At 60.8% G+C, this 21,527-nt stretch carries 23 protein-coding genes and 4 tRNA genes; 20 read left to right on the forward strand and 7 right to left on the reverse strand.

Translation table 11 applies throughout. From position 1 onward, the window contains the following. Window positions 1-2: 2 nt before the first annotated feature. The 3 genes from QWZ03_RS07680 to QWZ03_RS07690 all read right to left on the reverse strand — a co-directional run bounded on the left by QWZ03_RS07680 (window position 3) and on the right by QWZ03_RS07690 (window position 2,953). Window positions 3-359, reverse strand: coding sequence for an Hpt domain-containing protein (locus QWZ03_RS07680; protein WP_290332171.1), 357 nt, complete (start codon window positions 357-359; stop codon window positions 3-5). A gap of 553 nt (window positions 360-912) precedes the next feature. Then, complete coding sequence (locus tag QWZ03_RS07685; RefSeq protein ID WP_290332172.1) at window positions 913-1,098, reverse strand: hypothetical protein; 186 nt, start codon at window positions 1,096-1,098, stop codon at window positions 913-915. 829 nt (window positions 1,099-1,927) lie between these two features. Then, complete coding sequence (locus QWZ03_RS07690) at window positions 1,928-2,953, reverse strand: NAD(P)H-dependent flavin oxidoreductase (protein ID WP_290332173.1); 1,026 nt, start codon at window positions 2,951-2,953, stop codon at window positions 1,928-1,930. 153 nt (window positions 2,954-3,106) lie between these two features. Between QWZ03_RS07690 and QWZ03_RS07695 the strand changes: the two genes are divergently transcribed. From QWZ03_RS07695 to QWZ03_RS07720, 6 genes are all read left to right on the forward strand, one after another. Beyond that, window positions 3,107-3,334 (forward strand): hypothetical protein, encoded by a 228-nt coding sequence (locus tag QWZ03_RS07695; RefSeq protein ID WP_290332174.1) that lies wholly within the window; start codon window positions 3,107-3,109, stop codon window positions 3,332-3,334. Window positions 3,335-3,470: 136 nt separating this feature from the next. After that, window positions 3,471-3,944 carry a Fur family transcriptional regulator gene (locus QWZ03_RS07700; protein ID WP_290332175.1) on the forward strand — a complete coding sequence of 158 codons (474 nt, stop codon included), beginning with the start codon at window positions 3,471-3,473 and terminating at the stop codon, window positions 3,942-3,944. Window positions 3,945-4,053: 109 nt separating this feature from the next. Next, entirely contained in the window at window positions 4,054-4,887 is an 834-nt protein-coding gene (gene aztA / locus QWZ03_RS07705) for a zinc ABC transporter ATP-binding protein AztA (RefSeq protein ID WP_290332177.1), read from the forward strand. 8 nt (window positions 4,888-4,895) lie between these two features. Beyond that, window positions 4,896-5,768 carry a metal ABC transporter permease gene (locus QWZ03_RS07710; RefSeq protein ID WP_284194736.1) on the forward strand — a complete coding sequence of 291 codons (873 nt, stop codon included), beginning with the start codon at window positions 4,896-4,898 and terminating at the stop codon, window positions 5,766-5,768. A gap of 24 nt (window positions 5,769-5,792) precedes the next feature. Beyond that, window positions 5,793-6,692, forward strand: a complete 900-nt coding sequence (locus QWZ03_RS07715) for a metal ABC transporter substrate-binding protein (RefSeq protein WP_290332178.1) — start codon at window positions 5,793-5,795, stop codon at window positions 6,690-6,692. A 137-nt stretch (window positions 6,693-6,829) separates the two neighbouring features. After that, window positions 6,830-7,141 carry a TFIIB-type zinc ribbon-containing protein gene (locus QWZ03_RS07720; protein ID WP_290332179.1) on the forward strand — a complete coding sequence of 104 codons (312 nt, stop codon included), beginning with the start codon at window positions 6,830-6,832 and terminating at the stop codon, window positions 7,139-7,141. A 149-nt stretch (window positions 7,142-7,290) separates the two neighbouring features. Here the strand turns inward: QWZ03_RS07720 and QWZ03_RS07725 are convergent, their stop codons facing one another. From QWZ03_RS07725 to rluD, 3 genes are read right to left on the reverse strand one after another with little or no spacing between them, the layout of a single operon-like run. Further along, entirely contained in the window at window positions 7,291-7,899 is a 609-nt protein-coding gene (locus QWZ03_RS07725; protein ID WP_290332180.1) for a GNAT family N-acetyltransferase, read from the reverse strand. Continuing rightward, window positions 7,896-8,639 carry a peptidoglycan editing factor PgeF gene (pgeF, locus tag QWZ03_RS07730; RefSeq protein ID WP_290332181.1) on the reverse strand — a complete coding sequence of 248 codons (744 nt, stop codon included), beginning with the start codon at window positions 8,637-8,639 and terminating at the stop codon, window positions 7,896-7,898. The genes QWZ03_RS07725 and pgeF overlap by 4 nt, the downstream gene beginning before the upstream one ends. Continuing rightward, on the reverse strand, window positions 8,636-9,613 hold the full coding sequence (rluD, locus tag QWZ03_RS07735) for a 23S rRNA pseudouridine(1911/1915/1917) synthase RluD (protein WP_290332182.1): 978 nt from the start codon (window positions 9,611-9,613) through the stop codon (window positions 8,636-8,638). The genes pgeF and rluD overlap by 4 nt, the downstream gene beginning before the upstream one ends. Between rluD and QWZ03_RS07740 the strand changes: the two genes are divergently transcribed. The 7 genes from QWZ03_RS07740 to QWZ03_RS07770 all read left to right on the forward strand — a co-directional run bounded on the left by QWZ03_RS07740 (window position 9,612) and on the right by QWZ03_RS07770 (window position 12,284). Continuing rightward, window positions 9,612-10,403 (forward strand): outer membrane protein assembly factor BamD, encoded by a 792-nt coding sequence (locus QWZ03_RS07740; protein ID WP_290332183.1) that lies wholly within the window; start codon window positions 9,612-9,614, stop codon window positions 10,401-10,403. The genes rluD and QWZ03_RS07740 overlap by 2 nt on opposite strands. An 87-nt stretch (window positions 10,404-10,490) precedes the next feature. Continuing rightward, window positions 10,491-10,566 (forward strand) — tRNA-Ala (locus QWZ03_RS07745). A 43-nt stretch (window positions 10,567-10,609) separates the two neighbouring features. Next, window positions 10,610-10,685, forward strand: a tRNA-Glu gene (locus QWZ03_RS07750). A gap of 107 nt (window positions 10,686-10,792) precedes the next feature. Then, window positions 10,793-10,868: transfer RNA gene (locus QWZ03_RS07755), tRNA-Ala, on the forward strand. A 43-nt stretch (window positions 10,869-10,911) separates the two neighbouring features. Next, window positions 10,912-10,987 (forward strand) — tRNA-Glu (locus QWZ03_RS07760). Between the two features lie 130 nt (window positions 10,988-11,117). Beyond that, window positions 11,118-11,891, forward strand: a complete 774-nt coding sequence (locus QWZ03_RS07765; protein WP_290332184.1) for a fumarylacetoacetate hydrolase family protein — start codon at window positions 11,118-11,120, stop codon at window positions 11,889-11,891. A 72-nt stretch (window positions 11,892-11,963) separates the two neighbouring features. Beyond that, a complete protein-coding gene (locus QWZ03_RS07770; RefSeq protein WP_290332185.1) occupies window positions 11,964-12,284 on the forward strand; it encodes a hypothetical protein in 321 nt (106 codons plus the stop codon). 152 nt (window positions 12,285-12,436) lie between these two features. Here the strand turns inward: QWZ03_RS07770 and QWZ03_RS07775 are convergent, their stop codons facing one another. Next, window positions 12,437-13,267 carry an AraC family transcriptional regulator gene (locus tag QWZ03_RS07775; protein ID WP_290332186.1) on the reverse strand — a complete coding sequence of 277 codons (831 nt, stop codon included), beginning with the start codon at window positions 13,265-13,267 and terminating at the stop codon, window positions 12,437-12,439. 481 nt (window positions 13,268-13,748) lie between these two features. On the opposite strand from QWZ03_RS07775, the gene QWZ03_RS07780 reads away from it, so the two are divergent. The 7 genes from QWZ03_RS07780 (at window position 13,749) to QWZ03_RS07810 (ending at window position 21,518) form a co-directional block, all read left to right on the forward strand. Further along, entirely contained in the window at window positions 13,749-15,053 is a 1,305-nt protein-coding gene (locus QWZ03_RS07780; protein ID WP_290332187.1) for a tryptophan 2,3-dioxygenase, read from the forward strand. Window positions 15,054-15,058: 5 nt separating this feature from the next. Next, complete coding sequence (locus QWZ03_RS07785; protein WP_290332188.1) at window positions 15,059-16,669, forward strand: FAD-dependent monooxygenase; 1,611 nt, start codon at window positions 15,059-15,061, stop codon at window positions 16,667-16,669. 46 nt (window positions 16,670-16,715) lie between these two features. Then, on the forward strand, window positions 16,716-17,639 hold the full coding sequence (locus QWZ03_RS07790; RefSeq protein ID WP_290332189.1) for an aminotransferase class IV: 924 nt from the start codon (window positions 16,716-16,718) through the stop codon (window positions 17,637-17,639). Between the two features lie 25 nt (window positions 17,640-17,664). Further along, complete coding sequence (locus QWZ03_RS07795) at window positions 17,665-18,432, forward strand: cyclase family protein (protein WP_290332190.1); 768 nt, start codon at window positions 17,665-17,667, stop codon at window positions 18,430-18,432. A 26-nt stretch (window positions 18,433-18,458) separates the two neighbouring features. Then, window positions 18,459-19,562, forward strand: coding sequence for a pyridoxal phosphate-dependent aminotransferase (locus QWZ03_RS07800; protein ID WP_290332191.1), 1,104 nt, complete (start codon window positions 18,459-18,461; stop codon window positions 19,560-19,562). Between the two features lie 80 nt (window positions 19,563-19,642). Further along, window positions 19,643-20,134: a VOC family protein gene (locus tag QWZ03_RS07805; protein WP_290332192.1), complete on the forward strand. Its 492-nt coding sequence runs from the start codon at window positions 19,643-19,645 to the stop codon at window positions 20,132-20,134. Between the two features lie 85 nt (window positions 20,135-20,219). Then, window positions 20,220-21,518, forward strand: a complete 1,299-nt coding sequence (locus QWZ03_RS07810) for an ATP-grasp domain-containing protein (RefSeq protein WP_290332193.1) — start codon at window positions 20,220-20,222, stop codon at window positions 21,516-21,518. Window positions 21,519-21,527: the final 9 nt, after the last annotated feature.

Raw genomic sequence — 21,527 nt, forward strand, 5'->3', positions numbered from 1 at the left:
ACCTAGCCTTGCTTGTCGCGCAGCACCACATGCTGGGTGGCAGCGACGGCATCGATCAAGGCCGCGGCCTGCGCAGACGTGATCGGCTGCTCACACTGCCGCACCGACATGACTAGGCGTTCGAGCTGCCTGCTCTGTGCTGCGATTTCCGGACGGTCCACTACCTGGGCAGCACCTTTTAGCCCATGCGCTTCGCGAAACAGCCGTTCCAGCGCACGTACCTGGTTATCCCCCGATGCAGCAGGCTCCAGCCACGCCAATAACGGTGTCATGGCATCGATATGGCCTTGGGCCTCACGCCAGAACGTCGCCAGCAGGCGCTCCTGAAATTCCGTGGTATTGCCATGCAGGTCCATCATGCGCCCGCCCGAGACAGATGGCGTGGGGTAAACGCGCTGGCAGGATGGCAGATGACGCAAGGTAGCCCTGGCATAGGATTGCCAGCAAGCGCCCTTGCAGCGGCTAGGTCATTCATGTGTCCTCCTCGTGCCCATGACAAGGGCACCAGCTTTGCAGCATCGTGTGCTACTTATGACTATGTTATATGGCTTGTTCAATTCGATTTTTAGCGGTCCAGGCCCCGGATGTAAAGCGGACCTATTACCAGCAGCGATGCGTCACGCCACGCACAGTACGGTAGCCGACATAGCATGGGCGGCTAGGTAGCGGGCTGGGCAGCCATCGGGCAAGGCTTGGGATGAGCATGCAGGAAAAGAACGAAGGCGGAAAAACTCGATACAGGCAGCAGTACACCTGTTGCCACAGCAGGCAACCCCAGCGCAACCGCGCCAGCCAAACTGCCCTAACAAAGCCAGTTGCTCCCGCATCACCCTTACGATGCAGGCAGCGCCTCGGTGAACGCCCTACTCAGCAGGCCACAAAACGAGCCCGATAGCGGCGACAGCGGACAACTCAGGCGGCCATGCGCCAATCAGGCTGCGGCTGCGCATTGCTCAGGCCCAGATCCTGCGCGCGTTCCAGTACGGCGCCTTCGCGGCGCCCAAGCCGGGCGGCGATATCACGCAGTTCAAGGTTTTCACGGAAACCCGCCAACAGGATTTCATCTTCCAAGCTACTCCAGCGCTTCGCGTTTTGCATGCCCTGCCCTTAATAAAAAGCGGTTGATGTATCCAGACACCAGATTAGGTGGAATGCTCTACTGCGTGTTGTGAAGTATTGCCAGTTATCTTCCGTTTATGAACTAGTAACTCTGATTGTCGCAAAACCAGCCACACCCGATGTAATAACCATGCCTACCCTGATGCCAGCGATAAAACATCGGCGCCACTCCGCAATATTCAGTACTCGAACATGGTCGTATTACGCTTGCCTAGTATTACCTTACACCAACCCCATGCCGACAGCATAGTACATACGCATGAAATCACCACCAGTCACTGCCTCTCAGCAGCCCACTGCAAAAAAGTACTGATGACTCAAGGCCATGCAGATGCCACATGTCCCGGCAAACTCAACACAGTTGCATCGCCCCTGAGCCGAAAAAGCAATTGGCAGGCTGGTAGCCGTGGCAATGTCATCGGCCGCACCCATGAATAATTATTTTCTAATATTAATAACTCGGCTGAGCACGACGAGGTAAGGTAGTGCCTAGGCCACAATTATGGCGCCAGGATGCATAGTCCGCCGACCCACATGGTCGCCCACGCCGAATAGCACCGGTCACGGGAATAGCTATCCGCAAAAGCGGCGTGTTTTGTTGAAGAGCCTGTTCACGCTCTAAGGCCTGGTGTGGCGTCAAAGCCTTGTTCAAGGCAGTCGCAAGGACGCTGGCCTAGCAGTCCATAGGGAAGCAACACTGGATAGCTGGGTGCTCAATCAGGATGCCCCCTGCCTTCTTCCGGCGCTGCTAGCTTTGCCCCTTACCCCAGTATGTAGTGCGAGCTAGGTTCGCCAACAGCGTTGATGCTCAGTCCGGCAAGCACGTCCTGACACCACGGGCTTCACGCAGGATGCGCTCGAACAGGTCCGCGACGGCAGGCACATCGCGCACCAGCCCCTGGGCCTGGCCTATCAGTTGCACGCCCTGATTGTGGTCGCCCTCCTCGATGGCCAGGCGGATGGACTCGGTTGCCGCGCCAAACTGGGCCAACTGCTTGATGGCGGCAGGCTGGGCAAACGCTCCTGCCAGCACCTTGCCGGCCGACATGCCCATACGCTTGGCTGCCAGCATGGCGCGTGGCACGGCCTCAAAAATGGTCAGCGCACGGCTGGCCTTGCGGCGGGCCGTGGGGGTGTCCATCATGCGGCAGGGTATGCCATCGAATTTGGCACTATAAATCGTGTCGTTTACTGCCTTGGCAACAATCATGCCCTTGGTGGCTGCATGCACCGGGCTCTCGCGCGTTGCTGCCAAGCGAGTGCCCATGGCCACTGCATCTGCCCCCAGCGCCAGCGCCGCCAATAGGCCACGGCCATCGGCAAAACCGCCGGCAGCAATAATGGGTAGCTTCACCGCATCGCGTATGGCCGGTATCAGGGTCAACGAGGTCACGGCACCGCCATGCGCCGCCGCTTCATGTCCGGTCACCAGCAGGGCATCCACCCCTATCTTCTCGGCGGCACGGGCATGCTTCTCGGTCGTCACGGTAGCCACCACCTTGCCACCATAGCGGCGGGCGCCTTCCACTATCCAGTCGCCCTTGCCCAGCGAGAAATTGATCACAGGCACTTTTTCTTCCAGCGCCACCCTGGCATTGTCGGCGGCGCCCGGCATCAGCAGAGTGACCCCCACCCCAAATGGCTTGTCGCTGAGCGCCCGTATCCGCCGTATGGCAGCACGCGTCTCCTCCGCACTGAGCGGCCCTGTCGCCAGAATGCCCAGACCGCCCGCGTTTCCCACTGCGGCAACCAGCTCGGGTACGGCGATATAGCTCATGCCGGGGCAGATCAGAGGTTTGTCTATGCCGAAAAGTCGGGTAATGCGGGTTTGCATGGCAGCCTTGCTCAGGGGACAATGTGGGTCGATTCTATCGTTTTAAACAAGCGCTTGCTTGGTTTTGTAAACACTTGTTTACGCAGCAATAGTGCAAGCTGACTGTCATCGCCACAATCGCGGTTTACCCGCCCGGCCCGCAAGGATTTCCCTATGCTTATCGTCGTTATCGGCTACCTCTACGTCGTCGGCATCGTCGGCGTCGTCGCGCTGGCCAGCGGCCACATTGCCTCCGGCATCTTCACCCTGCTGTTCGCCGGTCTGCTGCCCACTTGGCTGTGGCTGAGCATACTGCGGCGCAAACGCATCAATCATCGTGCGCTGCTGCAAGAGCAGGCAGAAGCCCAGGCAGCCGCCGCCCCCGCCAACAGCGAGCCCTGAGCCCGGCTGGCAGCCCTGCCCTGCCCTGCCCTGCCCTGCCCTGCCTTGCCTTGCCTTGCCTTGCCTTGCCTTGCCTTGCCTTGCCTTGCCTTGCCTTGCCTTGCCGCCAAAGCTGTTACGTTATAACATTTAGCATATGAAGCATGCGCATACCCATGATCTTGAGCACGACCTGCTCGCCGCCGCACAGTGGTGCGCCAAGCGCGGCGAGAAGCTGACCGACCAGCGCCGCGAGGTGCTGGCCTTGCTGCTGTCTGCACAGGGCTCGATGAAAGCCTACGACCTGCTGGCCGAGATACAGAAGCAGCGCCCCACGGCCGCACCGCCCACGGTTTACCGCGCGCTGGATTTTCTGGTGACGGCCGGTCTGGCGCACAAGCTGGAATCCAAGAACGCCTTCGTCGCCTGCTGCGATTTTGAGCACCCGCACCACGGCCTGATGTTGATCTGCGATCGCTGCCACAAGGTGACCGAGCTCAGCGACGAGCGCCTGGCAGCCCGGCTGGCAGAAGACGCCGCCAGCCACGGGTTTAGCGTGGCTGCCCAGGATATAGAAGTGCGTGGCCTCTGCCGCAACTGCCGCGATGGCGACACCGAGGGGGCAGCATGAAGCGCGCCAGCCGGATGATTGCGCTGTCGGCCTGGCAGCGCGTGCTGCTGGTGATGCCTGCGGTAGTGCTGCTGTGGGCAGCCGTCTGGTGGGCCACCGGGGGGCAGGCATGAGCCACCACCACGATCACCAGCATGATCACGCCCACCATCCAGCCGGTGCCATCCGGCTCAGCAATCTGACGCTGACCTACCACCGCCACCCGGTTGTGCACCATGTATCCGGCAGCTTTGCCCAAGGCGAGCTGACAGCCATCGTCGGCCCCAACGGCGCCGGCAAGAGCACCTTGCTCAAGGCCATGATGGGCTTGATGAAGCCCAACCACGGCAGGGTGGAACGCCATGGCCTGGCCCCACGCGAGATCGCCTACCTACCGCAGCAGGCCGCTATAGACAGGGACTTTCCGCTCTCGGTCCAGGATGCCGTCCTGCTGGGCGATTGGCGCAACTCCGGCTGGTTTGGCCGCATCAGCCGGTCCGCTCGGCAGCGGGCAGATGCCGCGCTGGAGCGGGTAGGCATGGCCGGCTTTGGCGGGCGTCCGGTCGATGAGCTGTCTGCCGGCCAGTTCCAGCGGGTGCTGTTCGCCCGCCTGCTGCTGCAGGATGCCCAGCTGATCCTGCTGGATGAGCCATTTACCGCGCTGGACGCCAAGACCACCGCCGACCTACTGGCGGTGATCGCCGGGTGGCGCCGCGAAGGGCGTACCGTGGTGGCAGTGCTGCACGATTACGAGCAGGTTCGCAGCCATTTTCCGCAGACCTTGCTGCTGGCCAAGGAATGCATAGCCTGGGGGCCAACCACCGAGGTACTCACACCCGCCAACCTGGCGCGCGCCAACGGCATGCCGCAAAACTGGGACGACGATGCGCCGGTGTGCCATCGCGACGATACCGGCGCGCCGACCACACCGCCCGCGCACGACCACACCCTGCATAGCCACTGATTGCTGCCATGACGCCTTACGAAATCCTTTGGCAGCCCTTTGCCGACTTTGCCTTCATGCGCCATGCTCTGGTGGGCTGCCTGGCGCTGGCGCTGGGCTGCGCACCCATAGGCCTGTTCCTGGTACTGCGGCGCATGAGCCTGATGGGTGATGCCATGAGCCACGCCATCCTGCCCGGTGCCGCCATTGCCTTCATCGCCTATGGCCTGTCACTCACCGCCATGAGCATAGGCGGCCTGATTGCCGGCCTGGTGGTCGTGCTGGCCGCCGGCATGGTGACCCGCGCCACCCAGCTCAAGGAGGACGCCAATTTCGCCGCCTTCTATCTGGTCTCGCTGGCCAGCGGGGTGTTGCTGGTATCCAAGTGGGGCAGTAACGTCGATCTCATGCATATCCTGTTCGGCACCGTGCTGGCCGTCGACGCTGCCGCACTGGTCTTTCTTGCCGCCGTTGCCACCACCACCCTGGTGGTACTGGCCCTGTTCTACCGCGCCCTGGTGGTGGAGAGCTTCGACCCAGAGTTCCTGCAGAGCATGGGCGGCCGCGGTGCCTGGGCGCACTTTGCCTTCCTGATACTGGTGGTGCTCAATCTGGTAGCCGGCTTCCAGGCCCTGGGTACCCTGATGGCCGTGGGCCTGATGATGCTGCCCGCCGCCAGCGCCCGCCTGTGGGCCAAGGAGTTGCCCGCCATGCTGTGCGTGGCCCTGGGCATCGCCCTGGTGTCGGGCTATGTCGGCCTGCTGATTTCCTACCATGGTGACCTGCCTTCCGGGCCCAGCATCATCCTTACTGCCGGCCTGGCCTACTTTGGCTCACTGGCGCTAGGCCGCCGTGGCGGCCTGCTGTGGCGCTGGCTAGGGCATGAGCACCTGGAAGCCTGATCTACCTACCCCTGGAGCCACCCCATGAAACCCTTACGCTGCCTCTATGCCATGCTGGCCGCCCTGAGCCTGCATGCCAGCGCCGACAAGCTACCGGTGGTAGCCTCGTTCAGCATCCTCGGCGATATCGTGCAACAGGTAGGTGGCGACAAAGTCAGCGTCACCACCCTGGTAGGGCCTGATGGTGATGCCCACGTCTACCAACCCAGCCCGCAGGACGGCAAGACCCTGGTGGCCGCCAAGCTGCTGGTCGTCAACGGCCTGGGTTTCGAGGGCTGGATGGATAGGCTGGTCAAGGCCAGCCGCTACCAAGGCATACGTGTGGCCGCTGCCGAGAAGATCGTGACCCAGAAAATGGGCAGCGACCAGCATGACCATGGCCACGACAAGGGCCGCATCGACCCCCACGCCTGGCAAGACCCGGCCCGCGTGCGACGCTATGTCAGCAATATCGCCGATGGTTTGGCCAGCGCCGACCCCACCAATGCCGGCTACTACCGCAAGCGTGCAGACAGTTACACCGAACAGCTGTTCGAACTGGAAAAGTGGGCCGCCGAGCAAGTCGCCAGCGTCGTCCCCAACAAGCGCCGTGTCATCACCTCGCATGACGCCTTCGGCTACCTGGGCCGCCGCTTCGGCATCCAGTTCCTTTCGCCCCAGGGCGTCAATACCGAAGCCGAAGCCTCGGCACGCGGCGTCGGCATGCTGATCAAACAGGCACGCAAGGAAAGCATCAAGGCCATCTTTGTGGAAAACGTCAGCAACCCCAAGCTGTTGGAACAGATAGGCCGCGAGGCTGGCGCCAGCTTGGGCGGCCGGCTGTATTCCGACGCCCTGTCGCGGGCAGATGGCCCCGCCCCCAACTATCTGGCCATGATGAAATACAATGTCAGCACCCTGGTGGCCGGCATGAAGCAGAACTGAAGCCCCGGACAGGCTCTGGCGGCTGGCCCGACCATGGCAGCAGCCAAGCCCGCGCCGGCATTTGATGAAGCTCTGCGGAACCAAGCCGCCACTGTCGTTGTCTGTAGTGCATTTCCTCGCTGAGAAAGAACCCGGACATGCAATGCCCTGTTTGCAGAGAAACTGCGCTGGTAATGAGCGAACGTGCTGGCGTCGAGATCGACTACTGCCCGCAATGCCGAGGCGTATGGCTGGATCGCGGCGAACTGGACAAGATACTGGAGCGCAGCCGCGCAGCAGATGCGCCGCCTGCCCAGGCCAGACCGGCACAGCAACCCTATCCACAGCAACAGCAGCCCTATCCGCCGCAACAGCAACCGCACTACCACGAGCAGAAGTACCATAGCGACAAGCACTACGGCCAGAAGCCGTATCGCAAGAAGAGCTTCTTGGAAGAGCTGTTCGACTGAGCGGCCGCGGCTAAGAGCGGCTAACAAAACCCAGCGTAGCGGTTCTGGCTAGGCGTGCGAGAGATGGCGCGCGCAGCAGGCGCGCGCAGCTGACAGTACTTGGGTACGGCAAGCTCACACAACAACGCCAGAAGGTTTTTTAGCTGCTCTTATTGCCCTGCCACACCCAGACCAGATGGCAAGGCAATGCGATAACGCAGGCCCTCCGCCTCGCCATACTGTGCCGGCTTGCGGAATCGCTCCAGCAGCACACCACCGTTGCGGGTGATGACCTTCTGCGATGCGATATTGTCCGGGTCGGTGGTCAGCTCCACATAGGGCAAGCCCTCGCAGGCCAGCTCCCGCAAGAACAGCCGCAGGCCCCGTGTGGCGTAACCCTTGCCGCGTTTGGCCGGTATCACCGCATACCCCACATGGCCCAGCACATGGGCCGGCAAGCTGGCCGTGCCCGGTTGCCAGCGAAAATCCATCACCCCGCAGAATTCGCCATCCCACAGCCACATCCGGTATCCAGGCAAGCGCGCCACCACCGAGCCATCCGGCAGGGTGATGGCCGGCCCCAAGGCCGCTCTGTCCACCATGCGAGCCAGGTAGGCGTCGGGGTCATGTTCTATCTGCCCCAGGGTATCGCCGGTACTCGAGCCCGGCACGTTGTTGGGCGACCAGCCTTGCGCCAGCGCAGCCATATAGCCCGGCAGATACGCTCGCGCTGGCCACACCAGGCACAACTCGCCGTCCACCGGCGCCACCCCACTCACGGTGCCATCCAGATCATTGATGCCATGCGGCCCGTCACCCTGTCGCGGCGATAGGAAAAAAACTGCTGCGCATCGGCCACCGTACACAGACCGCCACCGTAGACTCGGCTGACCCCAGCCGCAGCCAGGCGCTGCCGGGCCAGGCTATAGATATCGGCCCACCACTTGCCGGGCGCCACGCCAGGGCGGAAGGCCATCGCCGCCGCCGGGTCGTGCCCCACAAAGGCCTGCCTCACCTCATCCCCGACCTCGAAGGCATCCGGCCCGATCGCCGGCCCCAGCCAGGCCAGCAAACGAGCCGGTTCGCCCAGGCGGGCAATGGTCGCTTCCAGCACGCCATCGTGGAGGCCGCGCCAACCGGCATGGGCCGCCCCAACCGCCATACCATCCTCACGGGCAAATAGCACCGGCAGGCAATCGGCCGTCATAACCAGGCACACGGCGCCAGCACCAAACGCCACCGAGGCATCGGCCTGCGGCACAGGCGTGGCGGCATGGCCCGCCTCCACCACTACCGTGCCGTGCACCTGGTTCAGCCAGGTGGGCTCAGCCGGCAAGGCTGTGCGCAGCAGGGCGCGGTTGGCTGCCACGGCCGCAGGAGCGTCGGCAACATGGTCGCCCAGATTGAAGCTATCGTATGGCGGCAGGCTCACGCCACCCCGGCGCGTGGTGACCAGGGCGTGTACCCCCTGCGGCACCGGCCAGTCCGGCGTCATTGCGTGGCGTATCCAGTCACTCATGCGCTGTGCTCACGTAGTTGTCGTATCAGTTGCTGCATATCATCGGGCAGCGGGCTCTCCCACACCGGGCTGCTGCCTGTCTCCGGGTGGACCAGCGACAATCGCGCCGCATGCAGTGCCTGCCTGTTCAGCGCAGCCAGTGCGGCAGCCACGGCCGGTGGCTGGCTGCCCGGCTTGCCGCCGTAGACCGGATCGGCCGCCAGCGGGTGATGCAGATGCGCCATATGTACCCGTATCTGATGGGTGCGGCCAGTCTCCAGCCGGCACTCCACCAGGGTATGGCGGGCATAGCGCTCCAGCACGCTGTAATGCGTCACCGCCGGCTTGCCATTGCCCACTACTGCCATCTTCAGGCGGTTGCGCGGATCACGGCCTATGGGGGCATCCACCGTACCATCACGGGGCAGTACACCTTGGGCGATGGCCAGGTAGTGCCGCTTGACGGTACGTGCCTGCAACTGACGCACCAGCTCGGTCTGCGCCTTCAGCGTGCGGGCCACCACCATCAAGCCGCTGGTATCTTTGTCCAGACGGTGCACAATGCCGGCTCGCGGCACACCGGCCAGCTCGGGATAGCGGTGCAACAGGCCATTGAGCAATGTGCCAGACCAATTTCCGGCAGCCGGGTGAACCACCAGGCCTGCTGGCTTGTCGATGACCACGAGCGCGGCATCCTCGTAGACCACGGGGAAGTCCAGTGGCTCGGGCTGGAATGCGGACTCCTGAGGATCCGTATCCAGCGTCAGCACCACGGCTTCGCCGCCCCACAGCTTGGTCTTGGGGGTAGCGCCCTTGCCATCCAGCAGTATGCTGCCGTCGTCTATCCAGCGGGCCAGCCGGCTGCGTGAGTAATCAGGCAGCAGTTTGGCCAGCACGGCATCCAGGCGACCACCGGCCGCATCTTTCGGCACAGTAAGACGTATGCTTTCTGCCGAATCGTTATAATCGTCGGCTTCGATATCGGAGTGTTCCATGAAGCGCATTCTACCTTTACTCGCAGCAGCCTTTCTGCTGACCGCCTGTGGCTCGCTCGGCAAGAAGCCGGACGCCGAAAACAGCGGCCCCACCGCAGAGGCCATGTACAGCGAGGCCAAGACCGAACTGACGGCTGGCAACTACACGCGTGCGGTTCAATTGTTCGAGAGCCTGCAGGCTCGCTACCCCTATGGTCGCTATGCCCAGCAGGCCAGCCTGGAGATCGCCTACGCCAACTTCAAGGATCAGGAACCCGAACTGGCCCTGGCCGCGATAGATCGCTTCCTCAAGCAATACCCGGCCAATCCCAGCGTGGACTACGCCCTCTACCTGAAGGGCCTGGTCAACTTCATCGAAGACCGCAGCCTATTTGCCTCCATCTCGCAACAGAACATGGCCGAGCGCGACCCCAAGGCCGCCAAGGAATCCTTCGAGGCCTTCCGCGACCTGGTTACCCGCTTCCCCGAAAGCCGCTATGTGGCCGACGCACAGGACCGCATGGCCTTCCTGGTCACCGCCCTCGCCGACCACGACCTCTCAGTCGCCACCTATTACTACAATCGTGGTGGCTACCTGGCAGCCGCCAATCGCGCCAAATCCGTCATCGAGAACTATGCCAATACCGACCGGGTCGAAACAGCCTTGGTCATGCTGGCAGCCGCCTACGACAAGCTGGGCCAGTCCGAGCTGCGCGACGATGCCCGCCGTGTGCTGGCCAAGAACTACCCCAACAGCAAAGTGGCCGAAAGCCAGATTTTTGGCGAAACACCCTGGTGGAAATTCTGGTAATTGCACAAAGGGGGTTTACAAGTCGGAAGAACCTCCTTAATATGCGCGTCTCTTCGCTGCAGGCAACACCGTAGCGAAGCCCGAAGTGGGGGTATAGCTCAGCTGGGAGAGCGCTTGCATGGCATGCAAGAGGTCATCGGTTCGATCCCGTTTACCTCCACCAAAGAATACGATGTGTTGGTTCGCCAGCAGATCAAACGGCCAAAGTCCCCATCGTCTAGAGGCCTAGGACACCACCCTTTCACGGTGACTACCGGGGTTCGAATCCCCGTGGGGACGCCAGCTAAACCAGCTTGGCGTTAGTTAGCCAGGTTGGCACGATCAGATTGATCCACCAGGTTCTCTCTGATCGCAACGCCAGCGTTGCATGCAGTATAAAGCAGTAACTTGGGGGTATAGCTCAGCTGGGAGAGCGCTTGCATGGCATGCAAGAGGTCATCGGTTCGATCCCGTTTACCTCCACCAAGGAATACGATGTGCCGGTTCGCCGGTAGATCAAACGGCCATAGTCCCCATCGTCTAGAGGCCTAGGACACCACCCTTTCACGGTGACTACCGGGGTTCGAATCCCCGTGGGGACGCCACTACGGCAAGCAAAAGGACATCTTAGGATGTCCTTTTGCTTTTTCTGCTGCCGCTATCCGGCATGCTTACCCTGGCGCACGAACGGCAGGCTATCCTCCCACGCACACGATAGCCGCAACGGAGCCCTGCATGCCGCAACCCTCACTAAGTACCGCCATACAACTGCTGGCTCAACGCCGTCGACACGGCCACCAAGGCAGCGTGCTGCCAGCAGCCTGCCGCCCAAGCGACATCGACACCGCCCTCGCCATCCAGGCCGGCGTGGTTGCCGAGCTGGGCGACACCATAGGCGGCTGGAAATGCGGCATGCCCAGCGAGCACAAACTGGTAGTCGCGCCTATTCTGGGCAGCAGCCGACACCAGGCATCCCCCTGCCCCGTCTGGGCACCGCAAGGCCAACTCAAGATAGAAGCCGAACTGGCCTTCATACTGGCCACCGATCTACCCGCCCGCAGCCAGCCCTACAGCCCGGCCGAAATCGACACGACCATCGGCAGCGCCCATCTGGCACTGGAACTGATAGGCACCCGCTACACCGCCGACAGCGGCGCCAGCTACCTGGACCAACTGGCCGACGGCCTGTTCAATCAAGGCCTGCTGCTCGGCCCCGCCCTGCCCCTGGCAAGCGCCTATCAGGCCAGCACCCTGGCCCTGCAACTACAGATAGGCGACGCCACACCACAAGCCCATGCCGGCCAGCACCCCGCTGGCACCCCCTTGGCGCCGCTGTATTGGCTGATAGAGTGGCTACGCAGCCAAGGCCGGGGCTTGGTGGCTGGCGAGGCCATCATCACCGGCGCCTATGCCGGCGCCTGGACCGTCCCCCTAGATACGCCCATTACCGTCCAGTACGGCGACCTAGGCAGCATGGCCGTCACGTTCTATACAGCCCATGCAGGTTAGGCCTGCAGCAGCGCCCAACCCATTGCCCTAAGTACTGCTGTGAGCACTTCTATCAAACATCAGGACCCAACAATGGCATTCGACCTTGTCGTAGGCACGAGCATCGAGCACAAGGGGGCATCAGCCATCGTGGGCAGCATCGAGTTCAACGAGCTTCCCGCGATATCGCGACTCATAGCGCGAGTGGACTCCTTCTTTCTGCACCGTATTTCCAACCTTTTTGAAGACCAATCCTTCTCGCCAGAAGAAGTCGATCAAGCGCTGACGCATCTGCTGCCATTGCTAACCTCGGGGCAACTGCATCCGGATGAGAGAAGCATGCTGCACAAGCTGGTTGCCGCGCTGTCATACGCAAGATGGAAGCAACAGCCGCTCCACGGAATCGCGGACTAAGAGCCGCCAACAAAACCCGGCGCAGCGCTTCTAACCCATCATCCGTCGCTGAGCCTAGCCATCATAGGCTCAGCCGCATATGCCACCGATCACCCGCATAAGGCTTTATCGGATGCGCATAACCCCCAGCCAAGCACCATCACAGCAACCCATCACCCCCGCTGAAAACCCCGCCGATACTGCTCCGGCGTCGTCCCCGCCAAGCGCTGGAACATGGCGATAAAGGCCGAAGCCGTGCTGTAGCCGAGATCGAATGCGATCTGCTGTATGGTGCGGCCCGCCTCCAGCGCCTCGATGGCCCGCAGAAAGCGCAATCGCTGGCGCCATTCGCCCAGGCTCATGCCCAGCTCACGCTGGCAATGCCGGGCCAGGGTGCGCTCGGTGGCATGCACCTGGCGCGCCCATTCAGCCAATGAGCGGTTATCGCCGGGCTCGGCCTGCAGGCCATCCAGCACGGCGGCCAGTGCCGGCGTTTCAGCAAATGGCAGGTAGCGCACCTCGCTCCGCGCCAGCGCCAGCTGGTCCACCAGCACCTGGGCCAGCCGCAGGTCGGCATCGTCTACCGGCACTTTCACATCGCGCTCGGCAAAGTCTGCCAGTATCGCCTTCAGTATGGGGCTGATCACCAGGGTACAGGCCTGCTCGGGCAGGCCTACGCAATGAGGCAGCGCCAGGTAGACCGAGCGGTAGACCACGGCGTAGCGGTTGTAGCAACTATGCAGGGCATTTGGCGGTATCCAGACCGCGTATTGCGGCGGCGATAGAAAGCGGCGGCCGGCGATTTCCAGCTGCATCACCCCGTGGGCTACATAGTTGAGCTGCCCCCAATCATGGCTATGCGGCGCCGAATGAGTTTCAGCACCGAACTCATCATGGCGGAAATAAACCGGCGCAGGCAGCTCGGCAAAATCCGGCACCCGCAGATACTGACGCGTCATCACCCCACCCAACCGCATGGTCTGTCTTGAAATCATTGTATCCATCTACTCAGACACCATCGACCGGCTACAAATCCACACTCACTTAGTACCGTACAAACATATTACAAATAAATTAGAGTACAAGCTCAACGCTGAGCAGCCGTAGCAAACGTAGCCACGCTATACGACCACCACCACCTCAGCGCCATAAACTCAAAAATCATCTAAAAACATAGAAATACGTCAAACACAGCCGCCCAACGGTACCCTAATCGGGTATTTTTTGCGTCTATTTAGCAACAATCATAAATAACAGTACGAAAATTCCTCCACTGCGCTAGGGATATCCCATATATTCGCCCCGCATTGCGGGCACCGGATTTCCTAAGGTCATCAGGTAGCAGGCAGCAAAAGCCACAGCAAGTGGTAGCAAAAATGAAGTGCACGGTCTGAAACCAGCCTTGGACAGAATGCTTTCTGTTCATGGATACGTCTCTGATTAGATAGCACAAAAGAACGAATAATATATTCAAGAGGAACGAGGATGCAGTACGATTCCGCTCGCCCTGAGGATGCCATTGCGGCCCTCAGTACGGCTGCGACGGCAGCCGAAGTCTCGTCCAAGGCAACCATGGACCGCCTGGTTGATTGGGCTCAAGCGCCTACCCGATGCGAATTTCCCTATCTCGCCATCGTCGACGCCTACCATTGCGTCGGGAAGCACTTTGTGTCACCGGATTTGCTGGCCGCTCTCAACACTGCCCGCACCGTACTTGACCAACTCGACCCGCCGGCGGCCGCACCTATTCGCGCCTTCCTCAATATGGCGCTGGATAAGTACGACGGCACCTACGACTATCGCTCCTACATCGCGCTAGACCTGCTGCCCCTGCCGCGCGAAACCATCTTGCTGGACGAGCAGATCGATCCTCAGGCAAGGTTGGATCGCCTGGTATTCCTACTAGTGATTGATCTCGCACGCTTCGAGATCGACGCCTTTGAGGGCAAGGCGCGTTGGCTGCCCAAGCTACCGACCAACGAGCAGACCATGCAGACCCGCTGCGCGCGGACACTCAAGGCCTTGCAACCCTACCTCCAGCGCCTGGGCTTGGCCGATTTGGTTGAAAGCATTCCGCCCGCATCCCGGATGGCGACGCTGTGCAACCTCACCCAACAGATGATGAGCCCAGAAGAGCGCCTGTACCTGCAGCTCACCAATGTACCCGTATCACTTGTTCACGACGAGTACATGTTTATCCGCACTCTGCAGACCTTCGAGACCGTCTTTGTCTGGGTGTCGGCCAAATTGCGTCTCGCCATCGAGGTAGGGGTAAACAATCTCGACAGCGCCATCCAGTACCTGGACGATTGCGCGCGCCACCTGCAAGAGGCCGCCCCCTTCTTTCACGTGCTATCCACGCTGAAGGTCGAATCGTTTGCCGATTTCCGCACCTACACCGAGGGCGCCAGCGCCATCCAGTCGCGCAGCTACAAGCGCGTGGAGTCGCTATGCAGCAAACCCAGCCCTGAGCGCCTGCACTCCATCGCCTACGACTCGGTGCCCGATGTACAGCAACAGGTACAGGCAGGCGGCGGCACGCTCAACGACCTCTACCTGGCAATCCAGGCATCAGGCCGGAGCCCCGAAGATGCAACTCGCTTGGCCGATGCCATGCAGCGGTTCGAATCAACCCTGCTGCAATGGCGTCGTTCGCACTACGGTATCGCCCTGACCATGCTGGGCAAGGGTACCGGTACCGGCTACACCGCCGGCACCCCCTACCTCGACGAGGTCCGCAATCTACCCGTATTCACCGCACTCAATGCGGCGGCAAGCATAGAAGGATAAAGGTGGTGACCTTGACTAGCCATACATCGCGCGTGGGCATCGTTGGCGCAGGCCCTGTGGGCCTGACCCTGGCGGCTCGCCTTGCCACGCAGGGCATCCCCAGCATTGTGCTCGACAAATCGCCCCATTTGATGCCCAAGGGGTCCAAGGCTTGCCTGATCCAGGGTGACGTGCTGGAAGTACTCGACAAGATCGGATGCGCAGACCGCATCGCAGAAGAGGGCATCCATTGGAGAGTGGCCCATACCTATATCAAAGATGTAGAAATGATTACCCAAACCTACCCTGAGCGCGTGGGGTTTGGTCAGTTCGTCAATATCTCTCAATACCGCATCGAACAGGAGCTGCTGGCCTATGTCGAGCAGAGTCCGCTAACAGAGGTGCGCTGGTCGCACGAGGTAACCGCAGTAGCGCAGCATGATGGCTACGTTGGCATCTCTGTCACCACGCCCGAGGGAGACCAGACGCTCACCTTTGACTATCTGGTCGCCTGCGATGGCGTACGCAGCAAGCTGCGCGACCTCACCGGAGTCGAGTTCACGGGCTACACCCACCAGGATCGCTTCCTTATCACCGATATCCGCGCCAACATCCCACGCACCAAGGAGCGGCATTTCTTCTTCGACTCACGCTTCAATCCTGGCCGCCAGCTGGTAATGCATCCCCAACCGGACAATATCTGGCGTATCGACTGGCAGCTCGCACCCGGCGCCGACATCGACAAGGAGCAGGCCGATGGGCGCCTCGACGCCCGCATCCGCAAGGTCATCGGCGACATTCCCTACAAGATCGAGTGGCTGAGCACCTACCGCTTCAACCAGCGGGTAGTGGAGCGATTCAAGCTTGGCCGCATCTTTTTTGCCGGCGATGCCGCCCATTCTCTGCCTCCGTATGGCTCACGCGGCATGAACAGCGGCATCCAAGATGCTGACAACCTGTCCTGGAAGCTGGCTTACGTGCTCGATGGCAAGGCCGACGAGCGCCTGCTCGACAGCTATCACGATGAACGCTATCCGGCCGCGGTGGAAAACCTGCGGGTCACCGAGGCCACCATGAGATTCATGGCACCTCCCACGCGCTGGGAGCGCCTGCGCCGCAGCGCCATCTTCCAGTTGGCGGTCCCCTTCAAGGGCATACGCAGACTGGTAGATCACGGGAAGATGGCCGAACCATTTGTGTATGAAAACGGCACACTCTACTCACATGCCGCCAACCACCCTCTGGTTGGGCAGTTCGCCCCCGACGGCAGCATCTACCTGGATGGCACCAGGTCACGCCTACGCAAACTGTTTGGCGATGGGTTCGTTTGCCTGTTCTTCGGCACGCAGGCGGAGTCGGATGCGTTCTCGGCCATGACTCGGCAATTGCCAGTCCCGGTACCGCTAAAGTACGTGCTGACCCATACCAAGGGCACGCCCCCGCCTTCGGCAGACGATGGCACCACCGTAGCGGCTTACGACGACATCCTGTTCTACCGCAAGTTTTACACCGGTGAACCGGCCTGGTACCTGATACGGCCAGATGGCCACATCGCTACACGGGGCGCGCTGAACGACGCCTTGCGACTCAGAGAAGCTGTGCTGCACTCATCAGCTTGCTTGCCGACGACGCACTGACGACTGTTGCCGCACAACACAAACCAATAAATGACTGGAGGAATCCATGAGCGGAAACACCCCCGCTTATGCCTGGCTGAACGGCACCATCGTTCCTTGGGATCAATGCTTGATCCATGCGCGCACTCAAGGCGCGTTCTGGGGAGCGAACGCCTTTGAGGGCGTGCGCGCCTACTGGAACAACAGTGACCGGCAGCTCTATATCTACCGGCTGGAAGACCATATCGCACGCCTGCGTGCCTCCATGCATTGCCTGGACATGCCGCAAACCTATAGCGATACCGAAATCACTGCAGCCATCCTGGAGCTGCTCCGGGCCAATCGTTACGAAGAAGACGTGCATATCGTCATCGTTCCCTACTTCGCCATGGGTCGTAACTTTGATCCACTGTGCCACACCGAAGATACGGGCATGCACATCACCGTCCTGCCCATGCCCCGCTCGCCGCGCTATCACCAGGGGGCAAAGGCAGGTATCTCCAGTTGGCGCCGCATCAGCGACGACACCATGCCACCCCGCATCAAGACTGGGGCTAATTATCACAATAGCCGGCTGGCTCAGCATGAGGCGGTCCGCAATGGCCATGACACGGCGATCCTGCTCAACCACAGGGCAACCGTAGCCGAGTGTCCCGGATCCTGCCTCGCCATCTACCGTGACGGCGTGCTCTCCACGCCGCCGGGTACCAGCGGTGTGCTGGAGGGTATCACCATCAATGCCGTAGCACGGCTGACCGCCGAGCACCTGCCCCTGCGTTTTGAACGACGCGAGATCGACCGCACCGAGCTGTATCTGGCCGACGAGGTACTGACTTGCGGCACCTTGGCTGAGATCCAGCCCATTGTCTCTGTGGACGGCAAGGCCATAGGCAAGGGCCAACCCGGCCCAACCACCAGGATGCTTCAGGAGCTGTACGAGGCCGAGGTCAGGCTGAACCCGACCGAAAAGTACAGCTTGGCTGTGTACTGACCGTCGCCAACCAAGCGAAAGTGCCATGAAAAACGAACCGATACTGACCCAGTTGGCCAGCCAACTGACCCAGAAGCAAATCCGGGTAGTCGACCTGACAGCACCACTGTCTGCCGACACACCCGTCATTCGCCTGCCCGCCGAACGCGGTCAACCCTGGGCCTTCCGCCTTGACGTGATCAGCCGCTACGACGAGAAAGGACAAGAGGTGTATTGGAACAACATCTCCATGTCCGAGCATACCGGAACGCACTTTGACGCTCCGGTGCATTGGATTACCGGACGTGAGTACGCCGATGTATCACAAGTACCCGTACAGGATCTGGTCGCTCCTGCCATCGTGATCGATATGTCTGGGCAGATCGATACACCCGACTTCCTGCTTGAACGCCATCATGTTGAAGCATGGTGTGATAGGCACGGTCCCCTGCCCGAGGGTGGCTGGCTGCTCTACCGTACCGGTTGGGATGCACGGGATCACGACGTGGAAGCCTTCCTCAATGCAGGCCATACGCCGGGAATCAGCGTCGAGTGCGCGCGCTGGCTAGCGCAAGACACACCCATCATGGGCATAGGCGTAGAGACAGTGGGCACCGATGCCGGCCAGGCCAAACACATGAATCCTGCCTACCCCGTTCACTGGTTCATGCATGGCGCCAGGAAATATGGCTTGACCCAGCTCAAGAACCTCAAGCACCTGCCACCCACCGGCGCCGTTGTCGTGGTGTCCCCACTACCCATAGTCGGCGGTTCGGGCAGTCCTTGCCGAGCCTACGCCCTGGTCTCTGCCTAATCCCCTACCCAGATAGCGAATCCACCATGGTTGATCTCACCAAGATTCTAAAACCCGGCGTTCATTTGACCGAGCGCCGCAACTTCCGCGAGAAGCTCGCCACCCGCAAAGACTACCTGCGTCTCGATCTGAACGAGAACCTGAGCGAGCTTAGCCCGGAGTTGTTCAACGACATGATGTCGACAGTCCAGCCCGGCACCTTCACCGCCTATCCGGATCTGGGTCCCATCTATAGCCGTATGGCTACCCATGTCGGCGTCAGCGAAGACCAGATTGTGCTCACCAATGGTTCCGACATGGGTATCAAATCCATCTTCGACGCCTGCATCGAGCGGGGAGACCATATCGTCCTGCACGATCCCTATTTCCTTATGTACGAGCGCTATGCCCAGTTTTTCGAGGCAGAGCTTGAGGCCGTACCGGTCTGCCTGGATTGGCGCCCAGATTGCGAGGCCATGCTAAGCCGGGTGAATGAACGCACCAAGATGGTGGTGGTGGAAGAGCCCAGCGGCAATCTCGGCACAGGTCTGACCGCCGAGGAGCTTGAGCATATGGCCGCCGAACTGGCGCGCAAGAACGTCCTGCTGGTCATTGATGAAGCCTATATGTACTGCGAGCGCCAACACAGCCCTCACCTGCCCCTGTTGGAGAAGTACGGCAACGTCATTCTGGTACGCACCATGTCCAAGGCCTATGGCCTGGCCGGTGCCCGCCTCGGCGTCCTGATCTCCAGCCCGGCCATCGCCCGCGAGTTGTACAAGGTTCGCTCTCTGTACGAGATCAGTGGCATCACCGCCAACGTCACCGAATGGCACCTGAACCACCCCGAGGTATTGGCCGAGTACCAGGCAACCCTACGCGAGGGCAAGCGCTATCTGGAGAAGGAATGTGCCCGCCTGGGCATCAACTTCAAGGATACGCCTGCCAACTTCGTGATCATGGAGGTAGACCCAGGTCAGCACACCGCCGACTACAGCGCGCGCCTCAAGGAAAAACGCATCCTTATCGGCAAGCCTTATTCCTTGCCTCATCTGCTGGGCTGGGCCCGTATTACCGTGGGCACGCCTGCCCAATGCCGCCAGCTGGTAGAAGCCATGGAGGCATTGATACTGGAGCGCGAGGCAGCCTAGGTACCCCGCTTGCGCCCCAGCTATTCCCAATCAAGGGCCGGCCCAGCCGGCTCGAACACCACCTTACGACTGGAAAAAATATGTCCGAAATCAAGCGCTCCAACCCTGTCGGCATCAATCACCTCTCCCTGGAAGTGGGCAATATCGCCGAAGCCATCGCCTTCTACAGCGGCTTTCTGAACCTGAACGTGGTTTACGAAGACCAGGCTTCCACCCCCATCCCCCGTGAAGAACTGGCCTCACTGGAAATGGGTGACCAGTTCATTGCCTTGACGCGTGGCGACACCCGCGCCGCCGACCGCGACCGGCATTTTGGCCTGGTAGTGGACGATAAGGAATTGGTACGCGAAAACCTGGAACGCATGGGTGTGGAGATATTGCCAGGCTCAACCATGAGCTTTCTGGACCCATGGGGTAATCGCATCGAGATCGTCACCTACTCCAAGATTCTGTTCGGTAAGAGCGACCCCATCCTCGAAACCATGGGCCTGGGCGGCCTCGCCAAGAGCGAGCGCACCATCGAGCGCATGCGTGCCAAGGGCTTCCTGCATACCGAACCAACACCGAACTAAGTCCCACAGGGCTGACCACCAGCCCTGTGTCTGTACCAGGCTTACTGCTAGAGGCAGGCCTTGAACTCCTCACCGAATAGATCCGATGGCTAAGAGAATCGCATACATACACCCTTCGTTTTATGTCCCGTATATCTTCGAATCAGCCGAGCGCAACGATGTCGAGTTCGTGGTGATCCTGCCCCCGGGCGAAGTGGTACAGAACGAATATCCTTGCGTGACGGCTTATGAAACCCTGCCGCTCTATACAGACCCCGAAGCTGCCCATCACGGGATAGCCGAGCTACATGCGCGGTGGCAATTCGACGGCATCATGACCATCAAGGAATCCTGCATGGTCTGGACGGCCGAGGCCGCAGGTAGGCTAGGCCTGCCGGGCATCGACCCGGAAGCGGCCAAAGCGGCTCGGGACAAGGGCACAATGCGCCAACGCTTCAAGCAGGCAGGCTTGGTCACGCCGAAATTCGCCGTCATCTCCGGCATGGCGGAAATCGAACTATGCCGCGAGATGGCCTTCCCCTTCATCGTCAAGCCCGCTTCTGGCTATAACAGCGATGGAGTACAGCTGGTTGCCAATCAAGATGAGCTGGAAAAAGCGATCCAGGTTGTCGAGCGGCTCAATGCCGATATCTACCACAAGGTATCCTGGCACGACGGCCAGAACTTCTCCAATGTGGTAGTGGAAGAGTTCATCGAAGGCGGCGAGTACGTGGTTGAACTGTTTGCCCTGGACGGCAACGTGGTTGCACTCAACTGTGGCTACAAGGGCCATCCTGCCGGGCCATATTTCGAGGAGACGGTCTATCTGAGTCCTCCTGCCCTGCCACAGGAGAAAATCCGCGAAATCCAATCAGCTGCCATAGGCGGCATGCGCGCCCTGGGCTTGCAAAACGGCCCCGGTCATTGCGAGCTTCGCCTCAATCACCTGGGCCAGCCTGTCATCCTGGAGATAGGTGCACGCATAGGCGGTTCAGGTTGTGCCCATTTCAATGTCGAAGGCTCCACCGACATCGACTTCTCCAACCTTTGGTTCTCCTATCTTACCGGCGCACCCAAGTCCAGCTACTGGCCACCCATCGCGTCCAACACCGGCAAGGCCGCCAGTAGCTGGATCCTGCCTCTGGGTGGCAACGGGCTGCTGCATTCCATAGACGGGCTCGACCAAGTGCGTCAGCACCCCGACTGCGAACGGGTACTGATGTTCGCCCAGATCGGCAAACATTACCGACCCTACCCCAATTTCGACGGATTCCTGGCCATCGTCTTTGGCCAGCACGCCAGTACCCAGGCCGGTGAGGAGTTCTTCGACTTTCTTGAGCGCACCCTCAAGGTGAACTGGGATCCCGCACCAGCAGTGCAGCCGACCGAGTTGGCCGAGGCCTGAGCCACACCA

The sequence above is a fragment of the Chitinimonas viridis genome (genome assembly GCF_030409555.1).
In the GTDB taxonomy this organism is placed as follows: Bacteria; Pseudomonadota; Gammaproteobacteria; order Burkholderiales; family Chitinimonadaceae; genus Chitinimonas; species Chitinimonas viridis.

Coding starts and splice junctions, on each gene's coding strand:
- QWZ03_RS07800 (WP_290332191.1), top strand. CDS start 18,459: ATGGTTGATCTCACCAAGATTCTAAAACCCGGCGTTCATTTGACCGAG.
- QWZ03_RS07740 (WP_290332183.1), top strand. CDS start 9,612: ATGAAGCGCATTCTACCTTTACTCGCAGCAGCCTTTCTGCTGACCGCC.
- pgeF (WP_290332181.1), bottom strand. CDS start 8,639: ATGAGTGACTGGATACGCCACGCAATGACGCCGGACTGGCCGGTGCCG.
- QWZ03_RS07775 (WP_290332186.1), bottom strand. CDS start 13,267: ATGGATACAATGATTTCAAGACAGACCATGCGGTTGGGTGGGGTGATG.
- QWZ03_RS07780 (WP_290332187.1), top strand. CDS start 13,749: ATGCAGTACGATTCCGCTCGCCCTGAGGATGCCATTGCGGCCCTCAGT.
- QWZ03_RS07715 (WP_290332178.1), top strand. CDS start 5,793: ATGAAACCCTTACGCTGCCTCTATGCCATGCTGGCCGCCCTGAGCCTG.
- QWZ03_RS07720 (WP_290332179.1), top strand. CDS start 6,830: ATGCAATGCCCTGTTTGCAGAGAAACTGCGCTGGTAATGAGCGAACGT.
- QWZ03_RS07790 (WP_290332189.1), top strand. CDS start 16,716: ATGAGCGGAAACACCCCCGCTTATGCCTGGCTGAACGGCACCATCGTT.
- QWZ03_RS07685 (WP_290332172.1), bottom strand. CDS start 1,098: ATGCAAAACGCGAAGCGCTGGAGTAGCTTGGAAGATGAAATCCTGTTG.
- QWZ03_RS07805 (WP_290332192.1), top strand. CDS start 19,643: ATGTCCGAAATCAAGCGCTCCAACCCTGTCGGCATCAATCACCTCTCC.
- QWZ03_RS07795 (WP_290332190.1), top strand. CDS start 17,665: ATGAAAAACGAACCGATACTGACCCAGTTGGCCAGCCAACTGACCCAG.
- QWZ03_RS07700 (WP_290332175.1), top strand. CDS start 3,471: ATGAAGCATGCGCATACCCATGATCTTGAGCACGACCTGCTCGCCGCC.
- rluD (WP_290332182.1), bottom strand. CDS start 9,613: ATGGAACACTCCGATATCGAAGCCGACGATTATAACGATTCGGCAGAA.
- QWZ03_RS07770 (WP_290332185.1), top strand. CDS start 11,964: ATGGCATTCGACCTTGTCGTAGGCACGAGCATCGAGCACAAGGGGGCA.
- QWZ03_RS07690 (WP_290332173.1), bottom strand. CDS start 2,953: ATGCAAACCCGCATTACCCGACTTTTCGGCATAGACAAACCTCTGATC.
- QWZ03_RS07765 (WP_290332184.1), top strand. CDS start 11,118: ATGCCGCAACCCTCACTAAGTACCGCCATACAACTGCTGGCTCAACGC.
- aztA (WP_290332177.1), top strand. CDS start 4,054: ATGAGCCACCACCACGATCACCAGCATGATCACGCCCACCATCCAGCC.
- QWZ03_RS07680 (WP_290332171.1), bottom strand. CDS start 359: ATGATGGACCTGCATGGCAATACCACGGAATTTCAGGAGCGCCTGCTG.
- QWZ03_RS07695 (WP_290332174.1), top strand. CDS start 3,107: ATGCTTATCGTCGTTATCGGCTACCTCTACGTCGTCGGCATCGTCGGC.
- QWZ03_RS07810 (WP_290332193.1), top strand. CDS start 20,220: ATGGCTAAGAGAATCGCATACATACACCCTTCGTTTTATGTCCCGTAT.
- QWZ03_RS07710 (WP_284194736.1), top strand. CDS start 4,896: ATGACGCCTTACGAAATCCTTTGGCAGCCCTTTGCCGACTTTGCCTTC.